At 46.8% G+C, this 20,263-nt stretch carries 13 protein-coding genes; 10 read left to right on the forward strand and 3 right to left on the reverse strand.

Going from position 1 to position 20,263, the window contains the following annotated elements; all coding sequences use genetic code 11:
• On the forward strand, positions 1-503 hold a 503-nt coding region (locus tag TW84_RS24605), incomplete at its 5' end, for a hypothetical protein (RefSeq protein ID WP_045976841.1).
• 624 nt (positions 504-1,127) lie between these two features.
• Positions 1,128-2,393: a hypothetical protein gene (locus TW84_RS17115; RefSeq protein WP_045976842.1), complete on the forward strand. Its 1,266-nt coding sequence runs from the start codon at positions 1,128-1,130 to the stop codon at positions 2,391-2,393.
• On the opposite strand, the gene TW84_RS25210 is transcribed toward TW84_RS17115, so the two are convergent.
• On the reverse strand, positions 2,370-2,504 hold the full coding sequence (locus TW84_RS25210; RefSeq protein ID WP_275041679.1) for a hypothetical protein: 135 nt from the start codon (positions 2,502-2,504) through the stop codon (positions 2,370-2,372). The genes TW84_RS17115 and TW84_RS25210 overlap by 24 nt on opposite strands.
• Positions 2,505-2,748: 244 nt before the next feature.
• On the opposite strand from TW84_RS25210, the gene TW84_RS17120 reads away from it, so the two are divergent.
• The 5 genes from TW84_RS17120 (at position 2,749) to TW84_RS24450 (ending at position 12,185) form a co-directional block, all read left to right on the forward strand.
• Positions 2,749-4,422 carry a hypothetical protein gene (locus TW84_RS17120; RefSeq protein ID WP_045976843.1) on the forward strand — a complete coding sequence of 558 codons (1,674 nt, stop codon included), beginning with the start codon at positions 2,749-2,751 and terminating at the stop codon, positions 4,420-4,422.
• On the forward strand, positions 4,419-5,843 hold the full coding sequence (locus tag TW84_RS17125) for a TolB-like translocation protein (protein ID WP_045976844.1): 1,425 nt from the start codon (positions 4,419-4,421) through the stop codon (positions 5,841-5,843). Before TW84_RS17120 ends, TW84_RS17125 begins: the two co-directional genes overlap by 4 nt.
• Positions 5,836-10,458 (forward strand): OmpA family protein, encoded by a 4,623-nt coding sequence (locus TW84_RS23875; RefSeq protein WP_071209564.1) that lies wholly within the window; start codon positions 5,836-5,838, stop codon positions 10,456-10,458. The genes TW84_RS17125 and TW84_RS23875 overlap by 8 nt, the downstream gene beginning before the upstream one ends.
• Before the next feature lie 135 nt (positions 10,459-10,593).
• Complete coding sequence (locus tag TW84_RS17135) at positions 10,594-12,018, forward strand: TolB-like translocation protein (protein WP_045976845.1); 1,425 nt, start codon at positions 10,594-10,596, stop codon at positions 12,016-12,018.
• Positions 12,018-12,185, forward strand: coding sequence for a hypothetical protein (locus TW84_RS24450; protein WP_157634059.1), 168 nt, complete (start codon positions 12,018-12,020; stop codon positions 12,183-12,185). The genes TW84_RS17135 and TW84_RS24450 overlap by 1 nt, the downstream gene beginning before the upstream one ends.
• Before the next feature lie 100 nt (positions 12,186-12,285).
• On the opposite strand, the gene TW84_RS17140 is transcribed toward TW84_RS24450, so the two are convergent.
• Positions 12,286-13,986: a sigma-54-dependent Fis family transcriptional regulator gene (locus tag TW84_RS17140; protein ID WP_045976846.1), complete on the reverse strand. Its 1,701-nt coding sequence runs from the start codon at positions 13,984-13,986 to the stop codon at positions 12,286-12,288.
• A complete protein-coding gene (gene tssH, locus TW84_RS17145) occupies positions 13,973-16,645 on the reverse strand; it encodes a type VI secretion system ATPase TssH (RefSeq protein ID WP_045976847.1) in 2,673 nt (890 codons plus the stop codon). Before tssH ends, TW84_RS17140 begins: the two co-directional genes overlap by 14 nt.
• Before the next feature lie 449 nt (positions 16,646-17,094).
• Here tssH and TW84_RS17150 point away from each other — a divergent pair, with 449 nt between their 5' ends.
• The 3 genes from TW84_RS17150 to TW84_RS17160 all read left to right on the forward strand — a co-directional run bounded on the left by TW84_RS17150 (position 17,095) and on the right by TW84_RS17160 (position 20,248).
• The gene (locus TW84_RS17150) at positions 17,095-17,613 is read left to right on the forward strand and encodes an Hcp family type VI secretion system effector (protein WP_006961152.1); all 519 of its coding nucleotides are present in this window, start codon (positions 17,095-17,097) and stop codon (positions 17,611-17,613) included.
• Positions 17,614-17,684: 71 nt separating this feature from the next.
• The gene (locus TW84_RS17155) at positions 17,685-19,763 is read left to right on the forward strand and encodes a type VI secretion system Vgr family protein (protein ID WP_045976848.1); all 2,079 of its coding nucleotides are present in this window, start codon (positions 17,685-17,687) and stop codon (positions 19,761-19,763) included.
• The gene (locus TW84_RS17160; RefSeq protein ID WP_045976849.1) at positions 19,763-20,248 is read left to right on the forward strand and encodes a hypothetical protein; all 486 of its coding nucleotides are present in this window, start codon (positions 19,763-19,765) and stop codon (positions 20,246-20,248) included. Before TW84_RS17155 ends, TW84_RS17160 begins: the two co-directional genes overlap by 1 nt.
• The last annotated feature ends 15 nt before the right edge of the window (positions 20,249-20,263 follow it).

Below are 20,263 nucleotides of genomic sequence, written 5' to 3' on the forward strand. Positions count from 1 at the left end.
CTTTTGATGAGGCGGTGACGAAACCTTTAGGCAGCCAACTGGGCGGTCAGGCCATTAGCTGGGAAGGTGACGATGAAGCGAAGGGCGTTTGGAACGGAACGGCTGACATTAGCAGTGTCGATAATACGTTGGAATCCTTGCCACTGACTATTAAAGGATACCAAGACGCATCAGGCAACCCAGGTGCGGAGAACACGGACCACCAGTTTGTGTTACAGCCAGTAGTGACCATAAGCGAGGTAACGGTCAACGCAGGAACGGTGACGGTGAAAGGCAACGCCACGCATTCAAGCAACTCCGCGACGTTGAAGCTAACGTTTGAAGATGAGAGTAAAAACCCAGTGACTCTAGATAAAAACGTAAACTTGTCGGATGGCGCTTTTGAACAAACGGTGACGTTTGATGAGCTATCGGGCTTAGCCAGTGGTTCAGTCGATGTCACCGCAGTGGTAACCAACGGTCAGAATGCTTCAGGCCAAGACACGTACACCACCACACTCTAATCAGATATTTTTTAATCGACGGCTTAGATTGAAGTGATTAATCTAAGTTAATAAACAAAATAATCTAATATTTGAACTAAAACGCCAATTTTTTTGGCGTTTTTTTTTATTTAATTTTCCCAGCCATGAACGAAATGAATATTAAAATAGTCTGATTGTTTAGTTGGTTGATTATTTGCCTACACAATGGCGGATAATAGCCGTCAAAATGATGAAAATCATAAGAATTTCGCCACGTTGCATTGTTAGACTGACATTGTATAGTAACGCTGCGCCTGAGGGTGCTATCCTGCACAGGTGGTTAATTCTATCTGTTTAGTATCTATTATCTTGGTACATCGACGTGATATTAAATCACGTCTTTTTTTTATTTACTCTATTATTTTCGCTGTCGTATATTAATGGCTGTAGTACGGTTTAACACTTTGATTAGTGTTTTTCATACTATGGGCGTTTTCGATGTGTATTATTCTTTTCTCTGTCACACCATAGTCGAGTTTGTTTCATAAACTGGATGTGACTTGCGTTTGCGAATGAATGGGTTGGACGAGCGACAGACCAGGATCGTGTCTGTCCCTATACTTTGGATTGGTCGTTTTAACTGAATAATAAAGTGAAACACAAATGAACAAGAAACTCCTACTTGGGCTTGGTGTCGCCGCCGCGCTGGTCGCTGGCGTCAGTTACTTCGTCACTAAGCCCTATTTTGCCGAACAAGCTCGCATAGAGCTGCTTGCTGACCAGTTAGAATATCGAAATAAAACTCGATATGCTGGCGGAGTACGTTGGCACTACCTTTATGATTTTGATATCCCAGATAACCCCACAGTGGCCGACTGGAATACCGAGCAGCTCACGCTGCCCCAAATTCTATTTACCATAACTAACCCAGAAGATGAAACCAAGGTCAGCTATTGGGCGCTGAGTATTGATGGCACCAACCCTCAATTATTGATCCCTGATGGGGTTCTGCCACCACCGCCGCGTCGGGGCAATATAGATTTTAGTAAATATATGTCGCGCTCGCCCAACGGGCGCTATCTAGTGATTCCACAAAAAGGCGGTAGTGTCTTGTATGACCTCGCCAATGGCGAAATCACCAAGCTGGGTAAGGTTGGCAGAGATATCCATCACAGCATGTGGGATATCGACAGTACTCAGGTAGTGGTTAAAAAAGGAGAGGAGCTACTGCTGGTGAAATTAGCCACCAAAGCGGTGCTTAAATTTAATGAAGTAAACGGCCCATTAGCAAGAAGAGCTGCGCTGTTTGGCAGCGCGTATATGAGCCAGTCAGAGCAAATGATCTATCTAAGTTTTGACCGTGATATGGCGGGGGGCAATTTTTATTGCGGCGAGTCTGAGGATTATATTGCAACCTTTGGCGACCATGGTGTACCTAATTGCGGCAATACCTTGGTGATTGATGCCAAAACACTGCAACTGGTTGACCGCGGCGATTTTAGCCCCAATGCCTACTATTGCCACCTCAGGGGCAGCAAGTTTTCCGATGGCTTTTACTGCTCGGGTGCTGGCGAGGGCAAAGTCTTTCGCGTCGGCAGGCCCTCCCAACAGGTCGGCCAACACCCAGCAAACGCGACCTTACTGGCGCTAAACGGCGGTGATATCTGGTTGACTGAGCTGAGGCAGAGAAGAATTTCACGCGTGTTAGCACAGCCAAGTGAAAACAGTCCGACCAAAGAGATGGTCTATTTCCACCGTGCTTTGCACGATGGTGAGCAAGCAAAAATGTCGGCGTTTGGCTTTGGCTTTAGCCGCTATGTGATTGAGCATAAAGACAGTGATAGTTGGAGTGAATCCCTATACCCACTACCGACTTATGACGACCTCGAAAAAGCTAAAGCCGTATTACAGCAACGCAACCAGCGCTAACACAGCGGTTGCGTTGCTATTGCCTTGCGGAGTAGTAACACAACTGAGGGTATCACCTCGCCATGGGCCTATAGCACCGGCAACCATTTCGCTGGCGGTGAGTGGCACCATTAACCCCCGTTTTGTTTTGCTGAGGCGCTTTTGCCACCCAATAGAATATTTATAGCCTAGTTAAAATAACTTAATTGCTAGTGATATTGCCTATTTTACTGTTCTATATGACTTTTTTCTTTTTCTTGGTTGCTATTGTGTTGTCAAGTGATTAGGATGTAGTTTACCAAATCGTTAAGTAAACCTCCGGGTTTGTCCGTTACCGCAATCAAAACACATTAATGATGGTTGTGGAGAACTCAAAATGTTATTAGTTTGCAAATTTGTCCCAGGGAACACGGCTTCTCGGGAAATGCTAGACTACTTACTCTCGCCAGATGAATGCATCGGGGAGCTTTCGCGTGCGCACAATCCTAAGGATTTGCTCACAGCGCTACCTAAACCTTTATCTGATTCTATTCCTGATTCGGCGAAAAAAAACAACTACAGCTTACTGTCGAGCATTAAACAGTCCCTCGAACGAGGCGATTGGTTGGCGCTATCTACTTTTAGGCGGCAATACCCGCTCTCAGAAGCGGACCTGATCCGTTACCCTTTACTCAAAAAGCGGGTTGAGCGGTTGGCCGCCCAGCCAGCGAAGAAATTCCTTAAAGCCAACTACGATGCCGTAAGAGACGACGTCTATTTGGCACCAAACATCAGTTATACACCGGTTGAACCTTCTCCAGACAAAAAGATAGTGGTCGAGTTTGCTGGCCAGTGGCGGTCTCACGCTGCCCGCCTTCTGTTGACGAAGACCGAGTGTCAGTCTGAAACCACCGCCACTCCGCAGAAAGACAGCAGTAAAAGTCATCGTAGCGTGTCGGTGTTTAAAGATCTCGAAGATGAGCCTCGCAACCTGTATTTGTCGGTACCTATGAGTGGCTTACCTATGCCGCTTAAGCTGTTACTGGCCAAAAATGTCGAGCCTGTAGATGGGAGCGTCGATAAACCAGAGTGGGATAACGTCTTAGTGCCAGTCCGGCCGCTGGCTTATCTCGATGGCAGCAAAAATAAAGACAAAGCGTCTGAATTACGTGGCGGTTACCTTTACGTGTTCTGGAAAGGCAAGTTGTGGCGTGAATTGGCAATCACCGACAAAGGCTACTATCAGGATATCGACGTCGAGTATTACCGCGCCTTGTACAAACAGGAACAGGCGAAAAAGCAGCCGAAAGCGATTCATCGTGAAGCGGAAGGGTTTCCGCTGCCGCATTTTTGGGTGCCTTACAAGCTTCTAGGCGAAGTGCAACAAGGGGAAAATGGCGTCAAAGTATTATTTTCGCCTAAACAGAAGCGCTTCAATCAGATAGAGGCATTAGAATCTGATCCTGCATTGCTCGACAAATCCAGCACCCCCCTTGATGAGCTCGCGAGTTACAGCTCAGCGCAGGCATTTTCTGCGCAGGACAACACCTCAGACGTTGATAGCGCCAAAGTCCATGCGGTTGGTGAAGACGATATGCCATGGCTGAGTGATCAACAACTGCTAGTGCGCAGCTTCGACAAGAGTAATACCGTGATTGCCTATGTCGATGGTAAAAATAGTGGTTTTAAACTTTCCGTCGAGACTGGGCTAATGGATTTTGATACCGCCATTACCCACTATGCCGTGCTGTCTGACAGTGAAAGTGATTGGGTACTGAGTGAGCCATTAGAATACAGCGAAGACAACCCCCATTTTGCGACGGCGATATTGGGCGGCTTCCCACCTAAGGGCAAGTTTACTTTGCAAATTTCCTCGTCAGGGTACACCCACCATTCTGAATTGGTTTTTAGTGACCTAACCTTCGAGCAAATACTGGCATGGTCTCAATCAGCTAGCCCCGCACCGGCGCTGGAACCGCGGCCTGAAGTGAGTGCCGAAGATCAAGCCGCAGTGGAGAACCTCAAAAGCTATATGTCGCTGTGGCAAAAAGAATTAGGACTATCAAAATGAACAAAAAAATCATTCTCAGTGTCTCGGCCCTAGTGGCGGTGGCGCTGGGTGTCGGTCTCGCTTATCGGCCACAGATTAACCAGTGGTTAGAAGCTAGAGCCGAAGATCAAGCAAAACAAGCAAGATACGATGAGGCGTTAAAAGAAGTAACGTCTTACATTGATGTGTTGCCCGGTAAATCATCCGCTTTATCCGGGTGGTACTTAAAGGTGTCTGACCCACGAACTGCGCCGCTAGCCGAGTGGGACAAACCGAGCGATAAAGCGCAGCTAATGACGCAAATTTACGTCGAAGAAAACCAAAAGCAAGCTGGCCTATATACCATGAACCTCGATGGGACTAACTTGCAAACGCTGCTAACCGCTGACGAAGTCAAAGGTTCGATAAGCTTTACAAAGAATCTGCGCCCACAGCGCTCACCCAATGGCCGTTATGTGTTTTTTAATACAGGGCTATTTTCCCAGCAAAAAGGTTGCGTTTTAGCGGATTTAAAAACCCGTCATATCGAACGTTTTGGCGGTGATTGTAACTTTGGTGGCTGGTTACCTGATAGCAGTAAAGCCTATGTTTCCGAGCTGGTTACAGCGTATGAAATAGATACTGCGGCAATGACGATAAGCCCTTTACCACTTGCTGTACCTAACCCAGATACCCCAGAGTTAAGAAAAGCTTGGTTTGATGGCAATGACCATGCAAAAGATAAGATAAAACGGGTACGCTTGGTAAATAATGGCACTCAGCTAGTGGTTAATATCAAGACTAGTTATAACAAGTCCTCCCTACAGGTAAACGCTAAGCCAACCTATTTAAGTTATAACGTTGGTGATTGGCAACACTACCAAAAAGAGAACTTTTATCCTCAAGAGTGCATTCGTAAAGATTATATTTATTGGCGTGAAGATGGCGGCGCTTTTAGCTGCAATACCGCGGCTGGTTATCGCGGCTATAATGCGAATGATTTAAGTCAATCTGCTTTACTGGCCGATAATACTCGCTACCCGCTTCAGCTTGGGGTGTTGAGTGGCAGAGAGGCACTAACTCCTACTTTGACTCGCCAGCGCCAACCAGACGAGTCATCACCAATAGACACACTGCGCTACTTTTATAAGTTGCCTAACCCACGCGACAAAATCTACGGTTTTTCACTGTATGTTCCACCAGCTATTAGCTCGGACTTTAACCACTATAACCTAGTGCAGCAGCTACCCGTTTTACCTAGCCATAATCAATATAAAGCCGCGTTTGCTAATCATAACCAAGATAGGCTAGAAAAATGTGAGCTGCTTTGGCAAACGCCGAGCGACTCCAAATGGACACGTAGCGACTTCCACGATTGCAAAAAAGTGTGTCAGATAGAGAGGGTCGGTAGCCATTTTAAATCGACTGATTGTCAACCAATGAAGGAGAAGCGCCGTGGCTAATGCAAAAACTATTCATGGTATTTACCTGTTTGGCCAGCTTGCCCAAGGGGAAACGCGTGACCCTCATTGTCGTTACTTCCCTCTGCCAAATATCTGCTTTGCCCGCGCCGATGACAGCACCGCGGTAAATGTCAGTTATGACGGTGAAGGCTATCAAACGCAAACCCCAGCCAAGGCGTCACTGCTGTTTAGTGATTCGCTGGGCAAAATCACCGCCTTTTCCAGCCCTGAAGCTGGCCAACTTAACCCAAACTTGCCACTGCAAGGTAACCCCGCCTTGGCCGCCAACTTTGAAGCCGGTAACCCGAGGTTACTTTTTTACCCGCCCTATTTAGCGCCGGTCCACTTACTCAGCGAGCAAGGTAAAGACGGCAAATGGCTGGCCAACTTATATAATGATTTGGTCTCCACCGCCAATCAGTCGCCTAAAAAAAACTATTTTTCAGCGCTGGATATTAGAGATGTTCAAGCCACGCAAATGATCTCCAGTGATCAAGTGGCTGACCCTCACTTTGCCAAAGCTATTGCTCAAATGGAGCGCACACTAGAGCAACACCAGCTTAGTTCAATACGTGCGCTGGTATTGCCGCAGCAATTTACTATTGTGGTGCAGTTTTCCAGTGCGCTATTTGAAGGTGCCAGTGTGACTCTGTCTAACTTTCCGGAGCAGCTAACCATTGTCGGTGATAGCGGAAACAACACCAACTTAACTGCAATTAGCCAAGTACAACAGGTCAGATTTGACGATGTCAGTGGAGCAGATGAATATGCTTACGCCGCCACTTTTTGGGTAATATCGGATTCCATCTTTGCCTTAAAAGAGGCCAACCAGTATTGCCGTTTTGATATTGATTTAACCACTATAAACGATCCTAGTACCCTTAAGTTCTGGCAAGACGAAAAGGTTAACCAATACAGCTTTTGTGAGCGCGTACTGCATTTGCCGATCCAAACGCCACTCGGGCGCAGCGCGTTAGTCAACGGTGACCCTATCTCGGTTGAAGAAGCGCTGTTTAATCAGGCGCCCCACCTTTACCCTGATTTACTGGAAAAGCTTACCCGAAGCCCGACCGACCTGCCTGAAAAGCTCGCCAGTGAGCCAAACACGCCAATTGCCGCGCAGTTATGGCACAGCGTGCAAATTAATAAAGCGTATGTGGAAAGCGCCGCTAACAGTATGCAGCACAAGCTAAGCTGGCAGACGGTGGCCAAGGTCGCGGCCGCGTCGATGGGGACCAGTGTGGACAGCGAAGTGAAAAACATCGCCGGAGCCACCACTGCCGCACTCAATATTATGAGCAAAGCCTATGCGATCGACAATGCAGCGTTTGGCCAAAAAACCATCGAATTTATTAAGCTGTTTGGTAACAAGGGCCAGTTTTTATTCGAGGGCCTAAAAGACAAAATTAGGCTGGTTGAGATCCCGCCTCAGTGGCGAGCTCTGGTGGAAAACCACAACTTGGTCGGTAAGGTTGACAAAGCTTATTTAGTGGTCAACGTGGTAATGAGATCGAGTGAAATCGCTGAGGCATACCAACAAGACGCCAAGGCCGGCAAAAGACTCGACGCAGTGCTTGAAGCCTATCTCGCCACCGTGCAGCAGCCGGGTCAAAAGGTACTGGCCGAGGTTAAACAGAAAAAAGCATTGTCTGAAGCAGAACAAAAGGCATTGCAGCAGCTCAAGGCCTTGTTACTCAAATCGACTCAGGGTGATGAGCTTTCCGCTAAGACTCAAGTTCAGCAAGGACGACATCTTTTCGAGCTAAGAAGTACCACGTTTGCCTTTGATCGTAGTCAGTCGACCGATCAGGAAACGCTACAAACATTAGCCGAACTGGGCAAGATCTTGTCACAGTTAGAGCAACCGATTCCTATTACCATTAAAGGGCATACCTGTTCACGAGGTTCTGTCGCCTACAACCAACAACTGTCGGAAAACAGGGCCAATTTTGTTCGAGACTCGATTCTTAAAGGGATTGAAAAGGACAAAGCCATCTGGGAAAAGTCCATTCGCAGCATTGGCTACGGCGAGCAATACCCACTGGTTGCCAATGACTCAGAGCAAGAACGACGCCGCAATCGTCGGGTCGACTTAATCCTTCACTTTGAAGCCATCTTAGATTATCCCTTGTCTCGTGGTTCGATCAGCGTGGTCGAAAAAGCGCGTCAGACGGCGATTGCCCATGAAATGAATTTTGATGATAAAGTGATAGACGGGATTGATTTGGCATTAAGCACCGCTCTGGATTTCGCTTCTGTTACCCCGTGGGGGGCGGCCGCCAATTTCGTTTATACTGTGGGCAAACAAGGTAAAGCGATAGTATCCAACCTGTATGATCTGTGCACCGAAAATGCAGACACCATCAAGTTACGTAACAATTTAGAGCAAATCCAGTATCAAAATATTGTCTCACAAGAACAACTGCTCTCGTTTGATTCGAAAAACTTGAGCGATCAAATGAAGGCCAATTACTACAAGCGCGCCCATGCGTTAAATGGTTTAAGTCGTCTAATACTGGAGCACAATTACCAAAATATGTCTGGTGACGAGATGAGCGTCACCGCCGACCACATTCAAGGCTACATGGATACGTTTTTACTCAATGATCAATGGCAGCTGAATGAAAATGGCTTTGGTATGGTGCATTTAGATGAATACTATATGGACTCAGATTATGCTCAAGCTGAGTTATCATTGCTCAAAGCAAACACTTATTCCTCCTATGCGCAGCTTGGTGCCAGTATCGTGGTTAACAACGTCAGTGATTGGTGGTCGAACGCGCAAGATGATGGCCCTAGGCCATTTATGCAGTATTTCCCGATCCACTACCGTGCGTCATCCAGCACGGAAGCGCTGATCAAGATGTTTCAGGTGCCATTTAAAACGGATGAACTTGAGGCCTTATACAAAGGGGCCAAGCAGTCAATATCGGTCAAAACATCGCGGTTAGGTGCGAGTAAAGAGTGGTTATCGTTACGTGAGTTCGTTGAACAGTACGGTTCTTTATCACCTTTTGATCAAGTGAGAATTATGGTGGTGCTAGACCCACGTTCCGTGCAAGCCGTACCTGAAGAAAAACGTCAGCTACTGCATCGGGTTGCGATTGAAACACAAGCGAAATGGGATTATCTAAACCTTTCCCAATGGGGTGATATGTTGACTCACGGCTCTAAAATCGTCAATAAGAGCTCAGAATACGTTCGTGAACTCACCCCTCTTGTGAAAACAATCAAGCTCACATCGAGCGAGCAAGAGTTAGTTGACCAACACTGTAGTACTGAGCTGTGGGGGGCAGTGATTGAACCGTCTTATGTATTTGGCACCAACAAAATCAAAGGGACTAGGCCATGGCAGCCCAAAACGAAAGGTACAACAGGCCGATGGTACTTTGAGCGACTATTTGAAGACCAAGACAGAGAAATTCGCTCAGGCGAGTCGTCGTGCGAATACGAATATTTAGCGGGGATAAAAGGGGTCAAAGATTCATTTGAAGCGATCAGCTACGACAAATGGGGGTTGTGGGAGACAACACGGTTTAAGCTCTCGATGAGCCCGTCGAGACTATACCAGTTCGGCGACAGTAAAGATCCTAAACATGCCGACTACTTATTGGTTTCTGATAATTTCCTCTATGCAGAAAAGCCAGACGCAGATAGCGTTCAGTTCCCGAAAGTCTTTGATGACCCAGTCGTGGAACTGCATATCCTACAAAGAGGGCTTTCTGGTCAGTATTCCGATTATGGGAATTACTACAAAAAAGAGGTGAAAAACTTTGACTGGGGTAAATACGTCTACTGCCTCGCTGTAGTGAAAACACGTCACTGTGATGACACACTGTTTACCAACGCGGGTTTTGCGCCGGGTAAAGTGGTCGGTGTCAATGCTTCAGTGCGCGAGGTGAGTATGATGAATCATGTCGACTTCATCTCCCCATCACTAGGAGGCGAGCGTTTTTCTTTGGGTCAAAGCGACTTGTACCGAATTGGCACCCTTGTTGAGAACGATGATGTTTGGCAGTTTGAGCCGTTTACCTTGCAACAGGATGGCGCCTCAGTACAACCTGAGCTTTCCAGCCAACTCGAAAGTTTGCGTCGACGTTATCTAAAAATGACACCAGAGCAGTTGAGAGAACATGCGACGACCACAAGAGGGCGTCGGCAAGCCACAGATATTTATGCGCAAGTGTTTGAGCCAGAATACGTTAATGCGCTTGGCTCAACGGTTCGTGGCATTAAACCGTTCAAACAACTAGAGACGTTTATGGACAATATCTTACTCTATGTCGACCTTCAACTGGAGCTGGTTGGACCAATGGGGTCTGGGCTGAACGCTACGTCTGATGAACTTAAACTTAACGTGCATTCCTTTGATAGAGAAAACACGCCGAAAGCATGGTACTCATGTGATGAGGCGGTACTTGATGGCGCTGAGCAGATCATCCAACTCGATGAGCAAGATGACTACTACAGCAAAACCAGTATCGCCAAGTCGTATGATAAGTCATACACAGACATTACTCCTGCTGTTCGCTGGCTAAAGGCCAGAGATGGTAATCCTAAGGGGATCTCAGACCAGCAGCTTGAACTGATTAACCAATGGATTAATAGTGATTAATCATTACAAGCGCACTTGATTGTTTGGAATTGAAGAGACGAAAAGCCATTTCATTACTGAAATGGCTTTTCTATTGATTGATGTTGTAAACATTGCCCTAGTCGCGCTGTGGCAAAAAGAATTAGGACTATCAAAATGAACAAAAAAATCATTCTCAGTGTCTCGGCCCTAGTGGCGGTGGCGCTGGGTGTCGGTCTCGCTTATCGGCCACAGATTAACCAGTGGTTAGAAGCCAGAGCCGAAGATCAAGCAAAACAAGCAAGATACGATGCCGCGTTAAAACAAGTAACGTCTTATATTGATTCACTGCCGGGAAAATCATCTGCAGTAACCAGTTGGCATTTGACGGTGGCTGATCCAAGAACTGCGCCGCTAGCCGAGTGGGACAAACCGGGTGATAAACCGCAGCTAATGACGCAAATTTATGAGCAAGAAAATAGAAAGCAAGCTGGCCTATATACCATGAACCTCGATGGGACTAACTTGCAAACACTGTTAACCGCTGACGAAGTCAAAGGTTCGATAAGCTTTACAAAGAATCTGCGTCCACAGCGCTCACCCAATGGCCGTTATGTGTTTTTTAATACAGGGCTATTTTCCCAGCAAAAAGGTTGTGTTTTAGCGGATTTAAAAACCCGCCAAATCGAACGTTTTGGTGGCGATTGTAACTTTGGTGGCTGGTTACCTGATAGCAGTAAAGCCTATGTTTCTGAGCTGGTTACAGCGTATGAAATAGATACTGCGGCAATGACGATAAGCCCTTTACCCCTTGCTGTGCCTAACCCAGATACCCCAGAGTTAAGAAAAGCTTGGTTTGATGGCAATGACCATGCGAAAGATAAGATAAAACGGGTACGCTTGGTAAATAATGGCACTCAGCTAGTGGTTAATATCAAGACTAGTTATAACAAGTCCTCCCTACAGGTAAACGCTAAGCCAACCTATTTAAGTTATCACGTTGGCGATTGGCAACACTACCAAAAAGAGAATTTTTATCCTCAAGAGTGCATTCGTAAAGATTATATTTATTGGCGTGAAGATGGTGGAGCCTTTAGCTGCAATACCGCGGCTGGTTATCGCGGCTATAATGCGAATGATTTAAGTCAATCTGCTTTACTGGCCGACAATACTCGCTACCCGCTTCAGCTCGGGGTATTAAGCGGTCACGAAGATGTCACACCTAGATTTGGTCGTCAGCGTCAGCCAGATGAGTCATCACCAATAGACACACTGCGCTACTTTTATAATTTGCCTAACCCGCGCGATAAAATCTACGGTTTTTCACTGTATGTCCCACCAGCTATTAGCTCGGGCTTTAACCATTATAACCTAGTGCAACAGCTACCCGCTTTACCTAGCCATAATCAATATAAAGCCGCGTTTGCTAATCATAACCAAGATAAGCTAGAGAAGTGTGAGCTGCTTTGGCAAACGCCGAGCGACTCCAATTGGACACGTAAAGACTTCCACGATTGCAAAAGAGTGTGCCAAATAGAGAGGGTCGGCAGCCATTTTAAATCGACTGATTGTCAACCAATGAAGGAGAATCGCCGTCGCTAATGCGAAAACAATTTATGGTATCTACCTATGGCGAAAGGCTAGGTAAAATGTCGTTAGTGCTGGTGTTTTTGTCTATTTGGCTATTCTATCTGACGGTTGGCGTTTTTCTGCGCCAGTTTTCCTTATTTACTGCCATAACCCCCGCCAATAGTGAAGCCGATTTTTAGGCGCAACGACCAACACCAGAGTGCAAGGGTGACAGTTGAGTAAATGGTGTAAAAAAACCGCCAGAGATGGCGGTTTTTATGTTGAGCGGCGGAGAAGTGGTTAACCTGCGGTAGAAATATCGTACTTTTTCATCTTGTGGCTTAATGTACTGATTGGCAGCGAAAGCTGCTCGGCGGCACGTTTAATTTGCCAGTTTGATGAGTTGAGACAGTCAATAATGACGGTTTTCTCATACTCGCTGACCGCTTCTTTGAGACCTTTGGAATAGTCCATATGTTCTGCTTCCAGTGTGGTCTGTGATTGCTCTGGCTGGGCCGAATCTGTCGATGCTGGCTCTGGCTGATCGGCTGGTTGCGGCTCGCGTTCCAAGACGGGTTGAGGGGAGACCTCTAGCGCCTGTGGTGTCGGTTGAGGGAGATTGGCGAGTGCTGCCGCTTCTCCAAATTCAACCTGATTGATGGTTTCGAAATCTGAGAGTAACAAAGCCCGTTCAACGATGTTCTTTAGCTCACGAACGTTACCCGGGTAAGGGTATTGCTGAAGTTGCAGCTGTACGTTTGCACTTAAACCGGGCGCTTGAGCTAGGCCCAAGTTGGCGGCACTTTGTTTCACGAAGTGTTCCGCCAGCGGTAAAATGTCGGCTTCACGCTCTCTCAAAGGAGGAAGGTTGATAGGGAAGACATTGAGGCGATAGAACAAGTCGGCACGGAACTCGCCATTTTTGATTTTATCCATCAAATGGCAATGGGTAGCGGCTACGACGCGTACATCGACTTCCACTTCCTTGCTGGCACCTACCGGACGCACTTTACGTTCCTGCAAAACACGCAATAGCTTAGCTTGCAGCAACAACGGCATGTCGCCAATCTCATCAAGGAATAAGGTGCCTCCATGAGCGGCTTCAAACAAACCTACTTTGTCTTTGTCTGCACCGGTAAATGAGCCTTTTTTATGCCCAAACAGCTCTGATTCGAGCAGTTGTTCCGGAATGGCAGCACAGTTCTGAACGATTAGCGGTTGGTCAGCTCGGTTGGAGTTGTCGTGAATGTACTTGGCGATCACCTCTTTACCCGCACCGGTTTCACCGCGTAGCAGTACGTCTACCGGCAATGCCAGCACCTTGTCTAACCGACGCAGTACTTCTAGCATCTGTTCACTTTCCGCAATCGGGCCTTTGTAATGGCTCTGTTTGCGTTTTTTAAGATGCTCATTCTCGCGCACTAACGCAGCGTTATCGGCGCTCAGGCTTTTGATCATATGGCCATATTCTTCGAGCCAAACGGCTTGTCGAATGCTGTTAGCCGCCATATTACAAAACGCGGTGAGTGCCGATTCGTTGTCGATGACGCTCAAATCGAACAGCGCCAACAAACCTATGGTTTTACCGCTGTCATCGACCAAGGGCCAAGCAAGGAGGTTGCTGCTTTTGATGCCGAGCGCTAACTCTGTCTCATACACGGCCTCACAATCGTAACCGTTGTACTGATACAGCTCGTTGATCAACACCACTTCGCCATTTTGGATGGCGTAGTTGAATGGGTCGGTTTGGCTGGTTTGGTTAAACGATAGCGGCTGCCATGGGTGAGAAACGAGAGCTTGCTCATTGTGATGAACAATACTCGGTATGAGTGCCTGTCCCGTTTGATCAAGAACGTAGATGATGCCGTGTTTAGAAAACGTCATCTGACGCGCTGCTGTGAGCACCGCGTCCAAAGTTTGCGCCAGCTGAGTGCGATCAGCCAGAGACTGGCTGATCGCTAGTAACGCATTACTCAGATCGTTCTGATTAGCTGAACGCATAAGATAGCGTTCCTTGCTCATCGACAGATACAGTGATCTGACTGTGCGACTCATCCCTGTCGTGCACGAGCAGCTGCGTGGATAGCTGAGGAAGTAACTGACGGTTAATCACCGCATCAATGTTACGTGCTCCCGTTTCTGCCAAGCGACAATTGCCAAGTACGAATTCCACTAAGGTGTCTTCGTAGTTCAACGACAGTTTATGGTGGCTTTGCAGGCGCTCTGACACTTTGCCCAACTTGTGGTGGATGATGTCAGTCATGGCTTCGTCAGACAGAGGAACAAACGGCAGCACTGACATACGCGCCAATAACGCAGGCTTGAAGTGCTGGTTTAGCGTTGGACGAATTGCCTCGGCAATCACGCCAGCGTTGATGTCCTTCGATTGCTGAACGAGTGATTCAATCTCATGAGTTGCAAGGTTACTGGTCATGATGATTAAGGTGTTTTTAAAGTCGATAGTGCGACCTTCACCGTCGTTGAGTGTGCCTTTATCGAATACTTGATAGAAAAGGTTCAGTACTTCTGGATCCGCTTTTTCTACTTCATCTAACAGGACTACAGAGTATGGACGTTGACGCACCGCTTCGGTCAGCATGCCGCCTTCGCCGTAACCGACGTAACCCGGAGGTGAACCGATTAGGCGCGATACCGTATGTTTCTCTTGGAATTCAGACATGTTGATGGTGGTCATAAAGCGCTCACCACCGAACAGTTGGTCGGCAATTGCACGCGCAGTTTCGGTTTTACCGACGCCGCTTGGGCCGACAAGTAAGAATACGCCTGTTGGTGCATCTGGGTTGCCGAGTCCAGCTTTGGCAGTTTGAATGCCTTCTGCTAAGGCATCGATGGCGTACTCTTGGCCTTTGATATTGTTGGTAAGGCTGTCTTTTAGCTTCAGCGTGGTTTCGGCTTCATCCTGAAGCATTTTACCCATAGGGATGCCAGTCCAGTCAGAGATCACGTGGCTTACTTCATCTGGGCCAACTTCGAAATGCACCAGCGGGTTACCACCACGAATTGCATCTAGTTGCTCCTGACAGGCGGCAATGGCGATACGTACCGCTTCTTCGTCCATTTCCGCATATGGGGAAGCTTCTGTTTCTTCGCCTTCTTCATCCGCTTGTGCAACTTCAATTTCTTCTCCAGAGACCAGTTCATGAAGACGAGTACGCAACGCGATCATCTGTTCGATTTGCTCTTTCTCGCTCTTCCACTGGGCTTCTTGGACGTCGAGCTCAGCTTGGGTTTTCTCCATCGCCACTTTGAGATCTGGGATAGACGCTAGGCTGTGTTTGTCGCCCGTTTGCTGCAGTTGGTCACGTTCCAAGGCTTCTAGCTCACGAGTTTGCGCGGCGAGTTCTTGTTGTAAGGTTTCAACCGACGCTGGTACCGCATTTAAGCTAATGTTAACCCGTGCACAGGCGGTATCTAGAACGTCGATGGCTTTGTCCGGTAGTTGACGGCCAGAGATGTAACGCGCGGAAAGCGCTGCCGCTGCGGTAATGGCGTCGTCACGTACGTAAACGTTGTGGGACTTTTCGTACGCTGGTCGCAGACCACGGATGATAAGCGCCGCTTGCTGTGGAGACGGCTCATCGAGTTTAACCAGTTGGAAACGTCGCGCTAGTGCAGGGTCTTTCTCGAAGTACTTCTTGTACTCAGACCAAGTTGTCGCGGCAATGGTTTTTACTTCGCCACGGGCTAGGGCTGGTTTGAGTAAGTTAGCGGCATCGCTACCGCCAGCTTGGTTACCACCACCGACAAGCGTGTGGGCTTCATCAATAAAGAGGATGATAGGCGTTGGTGAGTTTTTCACTTCGTCGAGTACTGCATTGAGGCGCTTTTCGAATTCGCCTTTGACGCTCGCGCCCGCTTGAAGTAGGCCCATATCTAAACCATAAAGTTCTACCCCTTTAAGGTTATCAGGCACTTCACCTTGTACGATTTTTAGTGCCAGACCTTCAACCACGGCGGTTTTACCGACACCAGGTTCGCCGACAGCGATAGGGTTGTTTTTACGACGACGTGCAAGAATATCAACGATTTGGCGGATCTCTTGATCGCGGCAGAATACTGGATCGATCTCGCCTTTACGTGCCTTGCCAGTGAAGTCGGTGGTGAACTTGCTGAGCGCTGAACCTTCTTCACGAGCTTGTGTCTTTTCAGATGTTGCCACTTGTGCTTCAAGTGAATGGCTAGTCAGTTCGCCAAAATTACGCTTCAAGCTGTCCGCACTGATATTGTCGAGAAGGTCAGAGTAGCTATGCTGGCCGTAACGGAGTGGGTTGCTGACTAGAGTCAATAGTAGCGCACCTGAGCGGATCTGCGTTTGTGATAAGTCTAAAGAAGACACTAGCCAGCTTTCTTGTAGCCATTCGATCAACAAAGCAGAAAATACAGGTTTGCCACCATTACCTGTTGGGCTTGTATCTAAAGTAGAACGAATAGATTGACGTAGAATGTTTTCCGAACAGTCAAAGTGTGCGAGTAGAACGTCGAAATCACTGTTTGGTCTTTCAAGTAAGCTTAACAGTAAGTGTTCAATTCGAACTTCGTTAGCCTTTTCTGATACAGCTAGAGCTGCTGCGTCTTCTAGCGCGACTTTTGCGATAGGGTGCAGACGTTGTATTAATGAAGAGAGATTAATATTTATCATTGTCTTTATCGAGCTTATGGGTTGTTTAAAATTGGCTCGATTATACTAAATATTAAAAATAGTTTTTTTTGACAGACTATTTTAACCACTATTTTATGGTTGTTTTTCAGGCGATATTGATTAGATCAAAACCAAATTTGATATATGTAATAGTCACTATGATTATTGTGTTAGTTATTCTGTCTTAAATGCCCGTTAATAACGCTTTTTTTACTCGATTGCCTATCGTTGTTTTATCAAAATGGATAAGTAACAATAAATTGTTTGCTGAACACAAGAAGTTGTGAAATTTTCCAATTTATTGAATTGATAAGGTTATCTAATAATAAGATAAACACTTTAAGTTATTGATTTATATAGGTTGTAAAGTTGGCACGCTCTTTGTATTAGGTTAATAGCGTCGCGGTTAAGCGATTTGGTAAATTTAAATAAATTAGAAGGAATACAAGATGCCAACTCCTGCATATATGTCTATCACAGGTGAAACTCAAGGCGATATCACAAAAGATGCTTACTCAGCTGACTCAGTTGGTAACTCTTGGCAAGAAGCTCACGTTGATGAGTTCCTAGTTCAAGAACTTGATCACGTACTAACTATTCCACGTGATCCACAAAGCGGTCAGCCAACAGGTCAACGCGTTCACAAGCCAGTAATTGTGACTAAAGCACAAGACTGCTGTTCACCGCTTCTATTCAACGCACTAGTTTCTGGTGAGAAACTACCTGAGTGTAACATCAAATTCTACCGTACTTCTGTACAAGGTAAGCAAGAGCACTACTACACAATCAAACTGATTGATGCTCTTCTAGTTGATATGCAAACTCGCATGGCTCACTGTCAAGATGCTGCAACTTCTGACCGTGTAACTGAAGAAGTACTTAGCTTCACTTACCGCGCAATCGAAGTAACTCACGAAGTTATGGGTAAAGGCGGTAACGACGACTGGCGTGCTCCACGCGAAGCGTAAGCTTGTCTTACCAAACGCTAAGGGCCAACTTATGTTGGCCCTGATCTCATTATTTGTATCAGGTAAAAGGTATGACAATAGACGTAGAATTTAAGTTTGAAGTTCAAGGCAGTGAGCATGAATTTCGTGTTGAAAGTTTTCAAGTGAATGAAGAACTGTCTAAAGACTTTCAAGTCAGCCTCTCATTACTTTCACTTGATGCTGATATTACATTTGAAGAACTTATCCGCAAACCTGCACTGCTGACTCTGTTTGGTCAAGGTGTGGGTTCTGCTCGTTTTTTCCACGGTGTGGTCAATGAGGTTCGATTCCTTGGCACAGGCCGGAGGTTCTCTCGTTACCAGATTATTCTGGTGCCACAAAGCTGGTTCTTGACCCAACGCCAAGATTGTCGCATTTTCCAAAATCTTGCGGCTCCAGATATCATTTCTCAAGTCTTGGACGACGCGTCTGTTACTGACTATCGTCTTGAATTGTCTGGTGTGTATCCACAAAAAGAATACGTTCTTCAGTATCGTGAAACCGACAGTGTATTCGTGCACCGAATACTCGCTGAACATGGTATGTGGTACTACTACGAGCATACTGAAAGCAATCACACCTTAGTGATCGTCGATAGCAACGATGCCATTCCAGAATTGCTCAGTACTCCGCTTAACGCCTCTTACCTAGGCCCGTTGGTTTATCATTCAGATGCGGGTGGTGTTGCTGATCGGGAACATATTGTTGATTTGACGGCCATCAACCGAGTGAGAACCGGAAGCACCACTTACACCGATTACAACTATGAACAGCCAAAGATCCCACAACAAATGTCGAGTGACGGCACTTTAGATCAGGATCTTAAATTGTTCGACTATCCAGGTCGTTACGTCGACCCAGTGATGGGGCAGGTGCGTGCATCAGAATGGATCGCTGAGCATCAGGTCGATAATAATCAGATCGCCGCGGTGTCGAACATTATGCGCGTGGTGCCGGGTTATAGCTTCAATATTAGTGAGCATCCACGCAGTGCAGTCAATCGTGACTACACCATGCTGTCTGTCAACCACAATGGTCATGATCCCCAAGTTCATGAAGATGAAAACAGTGGTCTGCCGACGCATTACGATAACAGTTTTATTTGCATCCCACGTGATGTGATTTTTAAAGCAAAAAAACCGTCTCCACCTGTAGTTGAGGGGCCTCACACTGCGGTTGTGGTCGGGCCTGCTGGCGAAGAGATTTATACCGATGAACTTGGACGAATTAAAGTTCAGTTCCACTGGGATCGATACGGCAACAATGACGAAAATTCAAGTTGTTGGATTCGTGTGAGCCAATCGATGGCAGCGCCGTCTTGGGGGGCAGTGTACCTGCCGCGTATTGGCCATGAAGTCGTGGTCACCTTCCTTGAAGGCGACCCAGACCGTCCGCTGGTTACAGGCGCTGTTTACCATGGTCTGCACTATCCTCCGTATTCATTGCCAGAGAACAAAACTCGTACCACATTCCGTACCCAAACGCACAAGGGCACGGGCTATAACGAGATGAGTTTTGAGGATGAAGCGAATCAGGAAGAGATTTACTTCCATGCTCAAAAAGACATGGCGACTAAGGTACTCAACAACCGTTACCGCGATATTGGTCAGGATGAGTTCCTTGAAGTGGGCCGCAACCAGACTAACGAAGTTCATGGCGACCATAAAGAAACGATCGATGGTCACAAAACCACTCAGGTGAACAGCACTTTTACTGAAACCGTTGAACAGGATGTGACCGTTACTTATAACGCTAATGAAACACAGTCTGTTAAGAACAACTCAACACTTGAGATTGGCGATAACCGCTCGACTAAGATTGGCAAAAACGACGATCTAGACGTCGGTGAGAACAGCAACCTGGTCGTTGGTGCTTCGCGCTCTGCTGACATTGGTAAAGACGATAACCAAACGGTCGGTGGCGACCTCACTGTTTCAGTAAAAGGCAACACATCGTATAAAGCCGACGCTGCAACTCAGGTGGTCAGTGGTGACAAAATTGTCCTTAAGACTGGTGGCTCTTCCTTAGTGATGAATAGCGATGGAAGTATCAAGCTGACTGGTTCTTCGATTACGGTTGAAGGCAGCGACAAAGTTGTGATTAAAGGTGGCAATGTAGCGATTAACTAATGAAACAACAAATACACCAACAACAGTTTGAACAAGAAACGCAGCAAGCCGAGAAATCGGCTTGCTTTTCCCGTTTTGGCACGATAGTCGGCGTGAATGAAGCAAAAGATAGCGTCAGAGTCGATTTTGAAGGAAACCCATTTGGTCAGCCTCTTTCCGCAAAGCTAGGCCGAGGCTTTACTCGATCAGAACTTAAGTTTGCTATGGATAACAAGCTTCATTGTCGTATTGAGTTCGTTAACCAAGATATCAGCTTACCTATAGTGACGGATGTGTTCTTTTCTATGCTGAGCGAGGATCAAGAGATCATTCTCCGCGCGGAGAAGATGACAATAGAAACCAATCAAGAACTGACGCTAAAAAGTGGTGATACCCAAACTCGCTACAGCGGCAGAGATGGGCGAGTGACGACTGAAGCGAAGTATGTGACTTCGCAAGCAGAAAAAGCGCAGAAAATTCAGGGTGGTACGGTTGCCATCAACTAACCACTTACGCAGATA

The sequence above is a fragment of the Vibrio neptunius genome (assembly GCF_000967495.1).
Taxonomy (GTDB): domain Bacteria; phylum Pseudomonadota; class Gammaproteobacteria; order Enterobacterales; family Vibrionaceae; genus Vibrio; species Vibrio neptunius.